The sequence below is a fragment of the Mesorhizobium wenxiniae genome, from assembly GCF_002284535.1.
Lineage (GTDB): Bacteria > Pseudomonadota > Alphaproteobacteria > Rhizobiales > Rhizobiaceae > Mesorhizobium > Mesorhizobium wenxiniae.
Genome location: NZ_NPKH01000023.1, coordinates 433,301 through 446,490, shown reverse-complemented (window position 1 = coordinate 446,490; position 13,190 = coordinate 433,301). Strand labels below are relative to the sequence as shown.

Annotated in this window: 14 protein-coding genes; all 14 read right to left on the bottom strand. The window is 62.1% G+C overall.

Annotation, left to right across the window (positions count from 1 at the left end; translation table 11 throughout):
• Positions 1 to 7: 7 nt before the first annotated feature.
• The gene (locus tag CIT31_RS18625; RefSeq protein ID WP_095519793.1) at positions 8 to 1,072 is read right to left on the bottom strand and encodes a glycosyltransferase; all 1,065 of its coding nucleotides are present in this window, start codon (positions 1,070 to 1,072) and stop codon (positions 8 to 10) included.
• Positions 1,069 to 1,920: a PIG-L deacetylase family protein gene (locus tag CIT31_RS18620; RefSeq protein ID WP_095519792.1), complete on the bottom strand. Its 852-nt coding sequence runs from the start codon at positions 1,918 to 1,920 to the stop codon at positions 1,069 to 1,071. Before CIT31_RS18620 ends, CIT31_RS18625 begins: the two co-directional genes overlap by 4 nt.
• Before the next feature lie 7 nt (positions 1,921 to 1,927).
• Positions 1,928 to 2,860, bottom strand: coding sequence for a glycoside hydrolase 5 family protein (locus CIT31_RS18615; protein WP_095519791.1), 933 nt, complete (start codon positions 2,858 to 2,860; stop codon positions 1,928 to 1,930).
• Positions 2,853 to 3,614 carry a TIGR04290 family methyltransferase gene (locus CIT31_RS18610; RefSeq protein WP_065006874.1) on the bottom strand — a complete coding sequence of 254 codons (762 nt, stop codon included), beginning with the start codon at positions 3,612 to 3,614 and terminating at the stop codon, positions 2,853 to 2,855. Before CIT31_RS18610 ends, CIT31_RS18615 begins: the two co-directional genes overlap by 8 nt.
• A 2-nt stretch (positions 3,615 to 3,616) precedes the next feature.
• Positions 3,617 to 4,423, bottom strand: a complete 807-nt coding sequence (locus CIT31_RS18605) for a nucleotidyltransferase family protein (RefSeq protein WP_165778493.1) — start codon at positions 4,421 to 4,423, stop codon at positions 3,617 to 3,619.
• A complete protein-coding gene (locus CIT31_RS18600) occupies positions 4,423 to 5,526 on the bottom strand; it encodes a CgeB family protein (RefSeq protein ID WP_095519790.1) in 1,104 nt (367 codons plus the stop codon). Before CIT31_RS18600 ends, CIT31_RS18605 begins: the two co-directional genes overlap by 1 nt.
• Before the next feature lie 13 nt (positions 5,527 to 5,539).
• Positions 5,540 to 6,136, bottom strand: a complete 597-nt coding sequence (locus tag CIT31_RS18595) for a histidine phosphatase family protein (RefSeq protein WP_065006872.1) — start codon at positions 6,134 to 6,136, stop codon at positions 5,540 to 5,542.
• Positions 6,133 to 7,236, bottom strand: coding sequence for an inositol-3-phosphate synthase (locus tag CIT31_RS18590; protein WP_065006871.1), 1,104 nt, complete (start codon positions 7,234 to 7,236; stop codon positions 6,133 to 6,135). The genes CIT31_RS18595 and CIT31_RS18590 overlap by 4 nt, the downstream gene beginning before the upstream one ends.
• A 152-nt stretch (positions 7,237 to 7,388) precedes the next feature.
• The gene (locus CIT31_RS18585) at positions 7,389 to 7,607 is read right to left on the bottom strand and encodes a hypothetical protein (protein WP_165778471.1); all 219 of its coding nucleotides are present in this window, start codon (positions 7,605 to 7,607) and stop codon (positions 7,389 to 7,391) included.
• A 106-nt stretch (positions 7,608 to 7,713) separates the two neighbouring features.
• Positions 7,714 to 8,760: a UDP-glucuronic acid decarboxylase family protein gene (locus CIT31_RS18580; protein WP_095519943.1), complete on the bottom strand. Its 1,047-nt coding sequence runs from the start codon at positions 8,758 to 8,760 to the stop codon at positions 7,714 to 7,716.
• A 23-nt stretch (positions 8,761 to 8,783) separates the two neighbouring features.
• Positions 8,784 to 9,893 carry a CgeB family protein gene (locus CIT31_RS18575; protein WP_095519789.1) on the bottom strand — a complete coding sequence of 370 codons (1,110 nt, stop codon included), beginning with the start codon at positions 9,891 to 9,893 and terminating at the stop codon, positions 8,784 to 8,786.
• Complete coding sequence (locus CIT31_RS18570; protein ID WP_095519788.1) at positions 9,890 to 10,984, bottom strand: CgeB family protein; 1,095 nt, start codon at positions 10,982 to 10,984, stop codon at positions 9,890 to 9,892. The genes CIT31_RS18575 and CIT31_RS18570 overlap by 4 nt, the downstream gene beginning before the upstream one ends.
• On the bottom strand, positions 10,981 to 12,111 hold the full coding sequence (locus tag CIT31_RS18565; protein WP_095519787.1) for a CgeB family protein: 1,131 nt from the start codon (positions 12,109 to 12,111) through the stop codon (positions 10,981 to 10,983). The genes CIT31_RS18570 and CIT31_RS18565 overlap by 4 nt, the downstream gene beginning before the upstream one ends.
• 2 nt (positions 12,112 to 12,113) lie before the next feature.
• The gene (locus CIT31_RS18560) at positions 12,114 to 13,175 is read right to left on the bottom strand and encodes a glycosyltransferase family 4 protein (protein ID WP_165778492.1); all 1,062 of its coding nucleotides are present in this window, start codon (positions 13,173 to 13,175) and stop codon (positions 12,114 to 12,116) included.
• Between the last annotated feature and the right edge of the window lie 15 nt (positions 13,176 to 13,190).

Here is a 13,190-nt window from a genome sequence, read left to right as displayed (position 1 = left end):
AAACCGCTCACTGCACCGGCGCGAGGCGCCTGCGGCCGGCACCAAGCTCTGCCAGCGCATGGTACGCGTTCATGTAAGACGAAATCATTTGGTCGAGCGAAAAGCGCCGCCGCGCCTCGGCCCGGCATATCTCGGCATCCAGGCGGGATGCTGCGACTATGGCTCCCGCCATCTCATGGACGTCATTGACCAGAAAGCCCGTCCTGCCGTGTTCGACCACGCCCGGCAGCGCGCCGTTTGGAAAGGCGACAACCGGCGTGCCGCAGGCCATCGCCTCCATCGCGACAAGCGAGCTGGTTTCTGCGGCAAGGCTGGGAATGACCAGGCACCGGGCGGCATTGAGAAAGCGCCGTTTGGCGGTGAAGCCGAGCGGACCGAGGAAGCGGCGCTGCTTGTCGAGGCGCGGCTGGACTTCGTCACGAAAGTAGAGAGTGTGCGTTTCATAGGGGTAGACCTTGCCGCCGATGACCAGCGGCACACCAGCCTGTTTGGCCGCATCCAGTGCAAGATGGATGCCCTTTTCCGGGCAGATGCGGCTGAGCACCAGCGCGAAGTTGCGCTTGGACTGCCGACCGCTCAGCGCGTCGATATCGACGCCGTTTGGAATGGGCGCAACCAGTTTGGCACCCGGCGGCGCGGTCCTCTGTTGGGCCGCCGAGACGGCGTGCAGCCATAGATCGTCACGGATTGGGCGCAAAGCATCGGACGGATACCAATCGAGCGGCAGGTGCAGGCTTACAAGCGTCGGGCCATGGCCAGGCAGATAGGCATCGAAATCGATGCCGTGCAGATGAACCACGTCGATCGGCCAACGGGCGCGTGCGACGTCTATCGCTGCGCGGTGGGAGCGCTGTGCCCGTTTTTTCGCCGCATCGTCGAGCACGCCTGGTTCAGCAGGTGTCTCGATGAGGACGCCCGCTGCTTTGGAGCCCTGGCAACCGATCACGATGGAGCCGTGTCCCGCGCGCACGAGTGCCTGGTCGAGCATCGACAGCACCTGCTCGGCACCGCCAACCGCATCGGGGCCGACTGGCGCGAGAGGGTAGGCGACGTTCAGGACGGTGAGGGTCATGGCCGGCCGAGCCCAAGCTCCTCATGTGCAGCGGCGGCGGCGTGGAGCCAAACCGCCGGTTCCAAGCCGAGCGGCAGCGCCTCGTAATAAAGCTTGCCGTTGTTCGGCAGCGCCAGGAAATCATAGGTGGGCGCCACCCGGAAACGTTCGACGCGCGCCGTAAACGGCGCCAGCGTCCGTTGCTGTGTCCGGTGGCAGGCCAGCATGCACTGCTTCCGTTCGAAGGCCGCTTCCGTAAGGTGGAGTTCGATGCACTCACCGCCGGGAACGCTGTTGAAGTCCTGGAGGACTGCGCCCTCAGGTCCGGCGCAATAGAACGCCATTTCGACGATGGCCGGCGCCGGGCGTCCATCGCGGCGCAGCAAATGGCAAGCCGCATGTACGGCAAAGGCGGTCGCGTCATGATCGGGGTGACCGCCTTCATAAGGATGCGTACAGACGAAACTGACATCGCGATCGGCCAAAAGGCCGGTCAGCTCCCGTGCGAGCGCGCCAAGATTCCCGGCGGCTTGTTTGTCGGGATAACCGAGGCTGATCATGGTCGTCGACGGCAATTCCGCTGCCGCCAGCGCTGTCTCCAACTCCCTATGGCGGGCCTCGGCGTAGTCCTGCCAAGTCTCGAAGCCGTACGCTCGCGCGTCATCAAGGTCTCGCGGCGCGCCGTCAGTGACATGCACGATGCGAGATCCGCGCAATCCGGCAAGATGTCCGCCGATGCCGATGGTCTCGTCATCCGGATGCGCGACAACGATCATGATTTCAGCACCGTCAGAGCCGTGCGGGGCAGCGCCTGTCAGCAGGGCCGCGAATTCGGCAAGCGTTCCGGATCTGTCAGGTGCGTGTTGCATTGCTCACTCACGCTGCCGAAGCCCGCACCGCTCTGACTGGCGAGGCAGCCATGGCGGGAGCGTAGCGGCGGGTCATCGTCGCGCAAAACTCGGCAAATTCCTCCGGCACTAGCGGCGGACTGGTGTGATGCGGCATCACTCCGCGGTGCTCGGGAGTGAAGCAGAAGGTGATGGTCACGTCGAAGTCGGCAAGCGCTTCCATCTGCCGGTCGTACCAGTCCAGCGCATTCGGCCTAAAACTATCGGCCCAGGAAAGTCCGGTGCGCACATTGGTGACGCCCAGCCGCTTCATCCAGGCGACGGCGTCATCCAGCCGGGGATCTTCAAAGTGGAACCATTGCACCAGTCCCATTTCGGGCGTGTAACGCAGGAATTCCTCGAGCGCGGGTTTGGGCGTACCGTCTTCGCGTAGCAGGCCCATGTAGAAGTGACGATAGTAGGAGGAGCCTTCCGCCTCGCGATGGCGTGTCGTTGCCCCCCATTCGCGCGGAAGATCGTAGAGGCTGTACCATTGTATGCGCGAGGCGTTGCCGAGCAGCAGTTCGGCGGTCCGGCGCAAGCCCCATAGCTGCACCTCCTCGGCACCGAAGCTCGACACACCAACTTCGCTGACCCATACAGGAAGATCGGTGACGGTCGAAATCTCGCCGATCTTCTGGGGCCACTCCTGAATCTGCCAGAGGTTCCAGTCGAGCGGAAAGCCGTGCACGGCGACGGCATCGACATGATCCAGCGCGCCGTACTGCTTCATGAGCGCCATGAAATCGGCATCGATCGGCGAAATGCCGCCCAGGATCTTGGTCACGGTGGGGTTTTCCGATGCGATCGCATCGGCGGCCAGCATTGCCATAGTGGCGAAGCGGCTCCAGTCGGGGTCGAGTTCGGGATCCCAATGGGACTTGTTGTTCGGCTCGTTCCAGATCATCGCAGCTTCAATCATGCAGTTGTCCTTTCGACGGGTAGACGGCGCCTCCACCGGCCGGTTCGTTGGCGGCGCGGCAGAAATAAACCTCTTGCTCCGGGTGCAGCACGGTCTCGAAGCCGGCGCTGCGCAGCATCGCTTCGGTGCAGGCGCGATTGGGAATCCACCAGTTGGTCGGGTCGTCGGCATAGCGATGCTCGACGAAATGCAGCTTGGGAAACTCGGGCCGGTCGAACAGATCGTGTGTCGAGAAAGGATAATTCTCATCGAGTGCAGGCAGTTCGGTGCTGCCGCGCTGCATGGACTGGAAGATCATCAGGTCGCCGGCGACATGCTCCCGGATCAGATCGAGAGCGAGCAGGGGGTGGCGCAGGTGATACAGCACACCCATGAACAGGACGATGTCGAATTTCTCCCGCAGCGCGCCGACGTCGTAGACCGACAGTTGCTGGAATTCGATGTCGCAGTCCGCGATCTCGGCGGCGAAGCGCGCCTGCGCCAGATAGGCTTCATCGAAATCGATGCCGAGGACGCGGCCGGCGCCGCGTCGTTTCATCTCGATCGAGTAGAAGCCGGCGTTGCAGCCTATGTCGAGCACGGCCTTGCCGGACAGATCGGCAGGAATGGCGTCGGCGAACTTGCGCCATTTGATCAGCGGGTAGTTGCCGAGGAAATGGTCGGGGGCGGTTTCGACGCCTGCCAGCTCCATGTTGTGAAACCACGGGCCAAGGGCATCGATGCGGCGACGGATTTCCGCGTTCGAATGCAACATGGCTAGCCTCCTTCGCCTGGATGGCTTGGTATCTGCGACTGCCCTCGCAGCGCGAACATGAGGTTTTTCGGGTCCTCCAACGTAGGGTCGTTGTTCTCAAGCAGCCGAAGTGCCGTGCGGTAGCCGTTGAAAGTGCCGACGTCGACATAGGCGGTGCCTGCCTTGACGCCGTAAGCCTCGCCGCCGGCCGCCAGATAGGCATTGATGAGTGTACCGACGTATTCGTCGCTTTGATTCCGCTCGCGCCAAAGCGCGGCAAGCTGGTGAAGTATGCGGCCCGGCATCTTGAACGCGCCCCAAATCCAGTTCGATGCGGCGTCCTGTTGCTTGACCTGGATCTCCCTCACTCGGTCGCCCTGGTCGAGAACGACGGCATCGAAGAGTTCGGGGTGATCCACTGGGAAGAGTAGAAACGACAGCCGGTCGTCCGGCAGGCGGCAGAAGCCATCTTCCGGAAACCAGATCGTATCGGGCAGGCCGATCAGAACCGTCTCGTCCGGTGCGACGAGCGGGGCGGCGCGGAAGATCGCATCGCAAAGACCGACGGGAGTGGGCTGTACGACGAACAGTGCGGTGGCGTCGCCGTAGCCGGCGGCATAGTATTCGAGGATGTCCGATTTGCCCGATCCGATGACGAAGCAGATTTTGTCGACACGATTGCGCACCATGCGACGCACCAGATATTCGCTCACCGCGCACGGGCGCTCGGTCTGGCCGTCGATGCGACTGCCGACCGGCAGGAGCTCCTTCGAGAAGCCGAGCGGTTGAATGCGGCTGCCGCGGCCGGCAGCGGGCACGATGCCCAACATCAGATTGCTTCCTTCAACGGCTCGCCCGCCGTCAAGCCCTGCAATGCATCGGACAGGAGGCGGTCCAGTTCCCTGGCGCGCTGCGCAGAGGTGTGCTCGTCCAACACCCGCTCGCGCGCACGGCGCCGGATTGCGTCGACGTCGCTGTCGGACAAGCAGACTGCCGCGACCACGTCGTCGGTGGTGTCCGCCAGGATGATCTCGCTGCCGGGTTGGAAAAAACTGCTCAGGCCTGGCCAGGTGTCGCTCACGATCGCCGCGCCGCAGGCTGCCGCCTCGAACAGCCTGCCCGAAGGACACCAGCCCCTCTTGGCCATCGCCTCGCGGGTCACGTTCAGCGTCAGACGCGATGAGCAAAAGAAGGCCGGATGATCCGCAGGCGGAAGATGCCTGACAAAGAAGATGTTTTCGCCCCACGGAAATTCGTGCGGATATTGGGCGCCGCCGATGACGAAACGGTGGTCCGGCAGGCGCGCTGCCGTGCGGACCAGCAACTTTTCGACGCCGGCCTGGCGATCAGCCGCATAAGTTCCGAGATAGGATAGATCTCCAGCAAATTCAGCCCGGGGCTCTGCTGGCCGGTGTCGCTCGGGATCGACATGACCATAGAGTGGCAAGACACGGCGCGCACCCAGCAGAGTTTTCAGCGCATCGATTGCGGTTCCCCCCGTATAACTCAGGACGAGGTCGAAATCGCGAAGGCCTTCGGGCCCGTAATACGCCGGTCGTAGACCTTGTTCGATCCGGGCGAGTGTGACCGGGGTGTCCAGATCGTAGAAAACTTTCAGCCCGCGACAGGTCTGCTGCCCCAGGCGCGATGCCTCCACGGCGTCGGGGCAATAGGACGTGACGATGACGACGTCCGATTGCCCGATAGCCTGTTCCGCGACATGGCGAATGTCTTCCCAGTCCGGATAGAGAACGACGTTGCCGCCATCGAGATGATCAAGGTCGCGCGCCCCGGCATAATAGGGAGTGTTGCGTTCGAAGAAGGTGACGGACCAGCCCAGCCCGCCCAGCGCCCGGATCAGGCCGCGCCACAGCGTCGCGTGTCCGTTTCCCCATGAAGAGGTGACGGTGAGACCGAAAATGACCATTCGCATCCGGCTGTCCTCGTCAGGCGGCTTCGTTCAATCGGATCAGCTTGGAGCCCCAGTCACCGGATACGACAGTGGTGATCGAAGCAGGATCGATATCGAAGCGAAAACAGTCTCCCAGCGGCAAGCCGAGCACCTTGCAGACGGCGGCCTTGATCACGTCGGCATGGCTGACCAGTGCCACGGACTGGTTCTGGTAGCGTTTGCGAAGCTGCTGCATCAGCGAGGTGACACGTTGCTGCACGTCCAGCATGGTCTCGCCGCCCGGCGTCCTCGCCTGCTGACGCCGACTGTTCCACACCCGCCAGTCGGCGTCCTGGTTCAACTCTTCGAAAGTCTTTCCCGACCACGCGCCGAAGTCGATCTCATCGAGCTCTTGGCAGATTGTAATCTTATCGGGACTGCAGGCGATTGCGATCGGTTTTGCGGTTTCCAATGTTCGTTCGCGCGGGCTGCAACAGATGGCTGCTAGCGGCTTCGGTGCCATGTGGCTGGCCAGGCGCAACGCCTGTGCCCTGCCGGTGTCGCCAAGGCAGACTCCGGCCATGCGACCGGCAAGATAGGCGCCGACATTGTCGTGCGCCGCATGGCGGATCAAAAAGAATGTCGTCGTCATTCCGCGGCATCGAGCATCGGCTCGTCCCTACCGGCGATGAAAGACAGCGTGCGCAGGCGTGCCTCGGCATCGGTGAACTGCTCGGGCGGCGACTTCATGAAATAGCTGCAAGGGCCGGTCAGCGCTCCCGCGATGCCGCGGTCGAGCGCCAGCTTGGCGCAGCGGACAGCATCGATAACGACCCCGGCGGAGTTGGGCGAATCCCACACTTCCAGTTTGAGCTCTGCATTCAGCGGCACGCCGCCGAACGTCGTGCCTTCGACTCGGATGTAGGCCCATTTTCGATCGGTAAGCCAAGGCACATGGTCGCTGGGGCCGACATGGATGTTACCGGCCTCCAGGGGAACGTCGAGCTGGCTGGTTACGGATTGTGTCTTGGAAATCTTCTTCGATTCCAGCCGCTCGCGTTCCAGCATGTTGAGGAAATCGGTGTTGCCGCCGAAATTCAGCTGATAGGTGCGGTCGATGCGGACGCCGCGCTCGCGGAACAGATTAGCCAGCAGCCGGTGCACGATCGTCGCGCCGACCTGGCTTTTGATATCGTCGCCGATCAACGGCAGGCCACGCTGTTCGAAGAGCTGGCGCCATTCCGGTCGCGACGCGATAAAAACCGGTATGCAGTTGACGAAGGCGCAGCCGGCCTCGAGCGCGCATTCGGCATAAAAACGCGTAGCCTCTTCCGAGCCGACCGGCAGATATGAGACCAATACGTCAGCGCCGCTTTCCCGCAGCAGCGCGCTGACATTCGCGACCGGCTCTTCTGCCTCCTCGATTTCATCGCGTAGATATTTGCCGATTCCATCGAGCGTTGGTCCGCGCTCGACGCGAACGCCGGTTGCTTCGACATCGGCAAAGCGGAAGGTGTTGTTGGGCGCATTGTATATGGCTTCCGCCACATCCCGCCCAACTTTGCCCTTGGCGACGTCGAAAGCACAGACGACCTCGATGTCATCGACATGATAACCGCCAAGATCGGCATGCATCAGGCCCGGTATCGGCTCATTACCCCTAGCGTCCCGATAATATGAGAGGCCCTGGACAAGGGAAGACGCGCAATTGCCGACGCCGGCTATTCCAATCCGTACCTTTTTCGATCCCACGAAACTGCCGCCATCGCTGTTGAAGATAAGTTCCTCGCGCCGAACTGCCAGTTGCCGGGAATGTTCCTTGCGACCCTGGAAAAATCACGAACTTCATGGCCGATTAAAGCTGCGCGCTGTTTGAGGCTGCCTGGGCCTAAGCGCCGCAAGCCTCAGTCGAGCCGTCGCAGCATATCCGCTTCCTTTTCGAGGATGGTGGCCACTTCCTCGCGCTCGAGGTGCGTCATCATCAGGCTCACACAGCATTCAAGGTAGATGATCGAGGCACGTCTCAGAAAAGCAGCCGTTTCCCTTTCGGCCATTTGCTCGATGTCCTTGGCGGATCGTTTTCGATGCACGGGTCGGTTCTCCATGCCGGTATCTTCGCCCAACGGCGAGCTCGGCTGGATGTTCCCTTAATGACAAAAAGTGAGAGCGCGCGTTCGGGCGCCACGGTCTCACATGGCCCATGTCCGAGCGCACAGCTCTCCCCTGACTTCAGGCCGGCAAGTTTTGCAGTCGGCCTGAAGCGGACCTCACGCTTGGCGCAATTGAGGGAATTCGATCCTCGTTACGGCTCGCTTCGAGCTCCATAAAATAGCTGATCGTCTGCATCAGGCCTCGCCTGAGCGGCACCTTTGGCGACCAATCCAGAAGGGTTTTTGCTCGGGAAATGTCCGGTTGCCGCCGGCGAGGGTCGTCTTGCGGCAGTGCCAGGAATTTGAAGACCGAGTTGCTATGGGTCATATCTCTCACCAATCCAGCCAGTTGAAGAACGGTGAATTCCCCGGGATTGCCTAAATTGACCGGTTGGCGCGGATTGGGATCGACATCCATAAGACGGACCAGACCGTCAACCAGATCGGAGACATAGCAGAACGACCTGGTCTGCAGCCCGTCGCCGAATATCGTCAGTGGTCTCTTCTCGAGAGCCTGCATCACCAGGTTCGAGACAATCCGGCCGTCGGCAGGATCCATCCTCGGACCATAGGTGTTGAAGATGCGCGCGACCCGGATGTCGGCCATCTCGGTTCTCAAATAATCGAAGCACAAGGTTTCGGCGGTTCGCTTGCCCTCGTCATAGCAGGCACGAGGACCGGTGCAGTTCACATGACCGACATAGTCTTCCCTTTGCGGGTGCTGTTCGGGATCGCCATACACTTCGCTTGTCGATGCCTGAAGGAAGCGCGCATTATTTCGGGCGGCAAGCTCAAGCAGATTGAGCGTTCCGATCACGCAGGTTCGCGTGGTATGAACCGGATCGGCTTGGTAACGCGGCGGCGATGCGGCGCACGCCAGGTTGAAAATGCGGTCCACCGGTTCAGCAAGGTCCAAGGGGCGGCAAATATCCTGCTCGATCAACCGGAAACGAGGACGGTCCATCATCGAGACGATGTTTTCCATCCGGCCGGTAAGAAAATTGTCGACACAGATCACCCGGTACCCGGTCTGAAGCAGTGTTTCGCAAAGATGCGAACCGAGGAAACCCGCGCCGCCGGCGACAAGCGCCGTTTTGGTCCGTTGCGTCCTTCTTGATTGCCGCATCTCTATTTTCTCCTGTCTGCCAGTCATGCTGCACTTTCGATGTCCAGATCGAGGGCTGGACGTGCCGATCTTGGCCGCGCCAGCAGCGAAACGAATTCGCGAGCTCTCGCGGCGCCAGTATGTGATGCCAGGATGGTCGCGCGCGCTCGCTTGGCCATAGCCAGCCTGACGCGGTCGGATTGCCTGGACAGGATATCGATCACCTCCTCCGCTTGGCCGGCCGTATTGATCGTGGCTGTCGGAAAGAAGCTATCCAGACCGGTCCAGCGATCGCTGATGATCGCCGTGCCACAGGCAGCCGCCTCGAAGAGGCGTACGCTGGGAGACCACCCAGCCGCTATCATGGAGCTGCGTGTGACGTTCAACGTGTAGCGCTGGCGGCTGTAGAAAGCGGCGTGGTCTGCCGGCGGCAAGTGCTCGATGCGATCGACGTTGCTTGGCCAGACGGTCTCGGACGGGAATTGCGAGCCGGCCACGACGAAGCGACGGTCCGGCATGCGTCTTGCCGGTTCAAGCAGGAGAGCATCCAGTGTCGCCTGCCGGTCCGAGCTGTAGGTGCCGAGGTAGCCAAGGTCCCAGCAGATCGGATCGGACGTTCGGCGATGCCGCTCCGGGTCGACGGAGCAGTAGAGCGGCTCGGCGCGCCGTGCACCAAAATCCGCCGCCAAACGGGCGAGCGTTGGCCCGCCGGTGAATGAGAAATAGACGTCGAAATACGGAATCTGCCGTCGGCATATGTAGTCGCAATCATTCGCGGCGAGCTTTGCCAGCGTGACCGGCGTGTCGATGTCGTAGAAGCAGAACTGGCCCGTGCACAAGGACGCGACGATGTCGATGACGGCTCGCCCCTCCGGAACGAAGGACCCAACCACCACGACATCTGCCTGCTGCAGGCAGCGAGCATACGTCCGACGAAGATCGTTCGTCGTTTCGTAGTAGCGCAACGTGCAGAAATCCGGGTCGCGCAAATCGCGATGGCTTGCATACCATGGCACGTCGCGTTCGAGGAAGGTGATGCGATGGCCGAGCTCGTGCAGGCCCTTCAGCAACCCTCGAAAGGTCGTGGCGTGGCCGTTTCCCCATGAAGAGGACAAAGACAGGCCAAGAAAGACGATATCGAACCGCTTGGTCATTCCGCTGCCTCCACGGTGGGGCGTTCGAAATGACGCCTGAAAACGGCGTCGGCCACGGCTGCCCTTAGCGCATAGGTATGCTCGGCGAGAACACGCCGAAGCGCAGATGCACCGATCGCCTTTGCCTGCTGGGGTGTGAGGGTGCGCATGATTTCGGCGACATCGTTGCCGTCGCGCGCCACCAGGATCTCTTCCCCCGGGACCAGGAACAATTCCACGCCGAGCCAGGCGTCGGTGATGAGGCATGCGCCGGCACCCGCAGCCTCGAAGACGCGCGTGGCAGGTGAAAAGCCGTTGGCGGCCATGCTGTCGCGGCTGATGTTCAGCACCGCCTTGGATGTGACATTGAACGCATTGTGGTCGCGCGTCCCGACGTGGCCGAGCCATGCGACATTTGCCGGAAGCTGCTTGTCACCCCAACCGGATCCGCCGAGCAGGAAATGCTGATCGCCCGAACGGCTGGCCGGATCGAGGAAGAAGGCTTCGACGCGTGCTTCACGATCCGGCAGGCGGTTGCCGAGAAAGGCGAGGTCGCAAGCGAAACGCTTATCCTTCGCGACCGGATGATGCGTTTCGGGATCGAGCGCATTGTAGATCGGCACGCACTCAGCCGCCCCCAGCGCACGATAGGCCCAGACGACCGGATCGCCGCCGCCGTAGGTGAGGACAAGGTCGATCTCCCGCAACGCGCGGTGAAGGGGGTGGTCCGGCTCGTCGCGCAATTGGCCCAGAGTGGCCGGTGCGTCGACATCCCAGAACACTGTCAGCGCATCCGCACGGGCGTGGTCGAGTACGGCGCGCAGCAGCGCCTCGTCCTCGAAGCCTACTCCGCTCGCCTTGACGACGACGTCGGCTTCGCGTGCGCTTGCTGCCACCTGCATCAGCGCATGCGGGGTCGCCTCGTAGACGACGACGTTGCACCAGTCTGGTGGCTCGATATCGCGGTTCTTCTGCCTGTCGTAGACGTCCGGTTCATAGAAAGTGATATCGTAGCCGAGCTGAGAAAGAGCCTTGAGCAATCCGCGGTAATAGGTCGCCGCGCCGTTCCAATAGGACGACAGCAGGCTCGACCCATAAAATGCAATCTTCATGCGACTGTCTCCTCTATGGCGATGGGACCGATGGCTTGGCGGTTGCCGCATTCGGCGAGCACGCCGAACAACTCGTCCGCCCGGTGCCGGCAAGTGTGTCGCCTCCCGATGGTTTCGAGGCCGGATTTCACCAGTGAGGCGGCCAGGTCAGCATCGTCCAGCACGTCGCGAAGATGACGGCACATCTCGGATCCGTCGCGCGCGAAAAGGAAGTCGATGCCTGGCCTGAAGAGTTGCTCGACATCGGTCCAAGGCGCCGAAACGAGCGGGATGCCACAGGCGAGCGCCTCGAACATGCGGATCGTCGGAATTCCGGGCAGGCTCTCCCGATAGGGGCGCCGCGGGATGTGGACGGTTACGCGGTGGGCCGCGAATGCCTTGGGCACGTCGGCATTGGCAATCCAGCCTTCGTAACCCAGGCCGGCGGCGGCAAGATCGGCGAGCGCTTCGCGTGGATAGCGCACGCCATGAACAGTGCCACCCAGGCCAAGTTCTTCCACTGGATTGATCAGGAATTCCTTGATTTCGGCACTGCGCTCGTCGTCGCCCCAGTTGCCGATCCAGATCACGTCGGATGTAGGGTCGATCTCCGGGTGCGGCTTGAACAGGCGCTCATCCGCCCCCTCGTGCCAGGTGAAAGCACGTTTGCCCCAGCCGGCGCGAAGATAGCTTTCCCGCAACGCTTCGCCGAAGGCGAGCACGCCGTCATAATGCTCCAGCCGCAGAGCCGAGATCGCTTGCGTCGCCGAGACGGCGCGATGATGGGTGTCATGGAACAGAAGCGTGAAACCGCCTCCGTTCGCTTTTGCCCTGCCGATGCGCGCGACAAGGTCCGGGTCAGTCCATTCGTGGACGATCACCACATCGGCGCCGGCAATCCAGCCTTCATGGACGAAGGAGGCGTCGTAGGTCACCGGCATCAGCTCCGGAAAATCCTTTCTGAAGCGCTCGACCGCGAAGGGCCCTTTCTCTGCCAGGAGGTTCGAACGGCTCCAGCCGTCTGCGGGCTCCAGCGCGATCGCCTGATGTCCGCGTGCAACGAGTTCCCGCATGATGCCGCGCAGGAAATGTGCGTTGCCGTGGTTCCAGTCGGAAACGACCGAATGGGTATAGAACAGGAACCGCATCGTCAGCGTTCCGCAACGGCCAGGGCGGCCCGATCGTAGATCTCGTGCATGGCCGCCGCTTGCCTTGCCGGTGAAAACTTGCGCGCTCGGCGTGCGGCGGCTTCGCCGAGCCGGCGCCTATATCGGGCGTCGTCAGAGAGACGATCGACACATCTGGCGAGATCGCGTGGATCATGGACGTCGTAGAACATAGCCGCGCCGTTCCACAATTCGCGATAGGTCGGGATATCGGCAAGCACCAAAGGTGTTGCGGATGTGGCTGCCTCCAGCACGGCAAGGCCGAAGGGTTCGTAGACGGATGGCGACACGAAGATGCCGGCCTGCGCCATTAACCGACGTACTTCATCGTGGCAGACAGAACCCAGAGGAGCGACGTTGCTGAAACTGGTGCGTTGCCCATCGGCGCCCTCGAGCGGCCCGGCAGCGAAGACCGGCCATGTCGTCAGCGATGCTGCCTGGTCCAGCGTAGCTGCGTTCTTTCCTTCGTCCCACCAGCGCGCGGCGGCGAGAACCATTGGTTCGCGCGTCTCTGCCTTTGGACCTGGCCGTGTGCCGTTGCTGACAACGCTCAGGCGGGCGATCGGCCCGTAGCAGGCCTCGAGCATGTCGGCATGGCTGCGGCTGGGCGCGATTACGGCATTTGCCCAATCGAAACCGCGTCTGTTACGGTCCTTCTGCCAGGCCCATTCGCCGTCCACAGCCTGTCCCCTGACGGCGTGGAGCCACGTCACAACGCATGAATGCGAGACCGCCACGATCGGGCAAGGCACATCAAGTCCCACGGCCTGCGTCGGCGCATTGAGATGGACGAGGTCGATCGCGCAATCGCAAACAAGCGCGCGCAATTCCTGCGGCAATCTTTCCAGATCGCTCTCATTCCGCGTCATCCAGTCCGGCGGTGTCTTGAGCCACGCCAAGGCCGCGAAAGCCTGCACCTCCTTCGCCTGCTCCTCGGACGGTTCCGGGCCTAACCCGGCGAGCACGATGCTGTCGCCGCCGTGAGCCAACTCCCGCGCCAGATCAAGCGCGTAGCGCCAGACGCCGCCGACGGCATCAACGGTCATCAGGATTCGCCGCGG

Bases quoted from the DNA above. Each gene is read 5' to 3' on its own strand.
- CIT31_RS18625 (WP_095519793.1), bottom strand. From the start codon at position 1,072: ATGACCCTCACCGTCCTGAACGTCGCCTACCCTCTCGCGCCAGTCGGC.
- CIT31_RS18620 (WP_095519792.1), bottom strand. From the start codon at position 1,920: ATGCAACACGCACCTGACAGATCCGGAACGCTTGCCGAATTCGCGGCC.
- CIT31_RS18615 (WP_095519791.1), bottom strand. From the start codon at position 2,860: ATGATTGAAGCTGCGATGATCTGGAACGAGCCGAACAACAAGTCCCAT.
- CIT31_RS18610 (WP_065006874.1), bottom strand. From the start codon at position 3,614: ATGTTGCATTCGAACGCGGAAATCCGTCGCCGCATCGATGCCCTTGGC.
- CIT31_RS18605 (WP_165778493.1), bottom strand. From the start codon at position 4,423: ATGTTGGGCATCGTGCCCGCTGCCGGCCGCGGCAGCCGCATTCAACCG.
- CIT31_RS18600 (WP_095519790.1), bottom strand. From the start codon at position 5,526: ATGCGAATGGTCATTTTCGGTCTCACCGTCACCTCTTCATGGGGAAAC.
- CIT31_RS18595 (WP_065006872.1), bottom strand. From the start codon at position 6,136: ATGACGACGACATTCTTTTTGATCCGCCATGCGGCGCACGACAATGTC.
- CIT31_RS18580 (WP_095519943.1), bottom strand. From the start codon at position 8,760: ATGCGGCAATCAAGAAGGACGCAACGGACCAAAACGGCGCTTGTCGCC.
- CIT31_RS18575 (WP_095519789.1), bottom strand. From the start codon at position 9,893: ATGACCAAGCGGTTCGATATCGTCTTTCTTGGCCTGTCTTTGTCCTCT.
- CIT31_RS18570 (WP_095519788.1), bottom strand. From the start codon at position 10,984: ATGAAGATTGCATTTTATGGGTCGAGCCTGCTGTCGTCCTATTGGAAC.
- CIT31_RS18565 (WP_095519787.1), bottom strand. From the start codon at position 12,111: ATGCGGTTCCTGTTCTATACCCATTCGGTCGTTTCCGACTGGAACCAC.
- CIT31_RS18560 (WP_165778492.1), bottom strand. From the start codon at position 13,175: ATGACCGTTGATGCCGTCGGCGGCGTCTGGCGCTACGCGCTTGATCTG.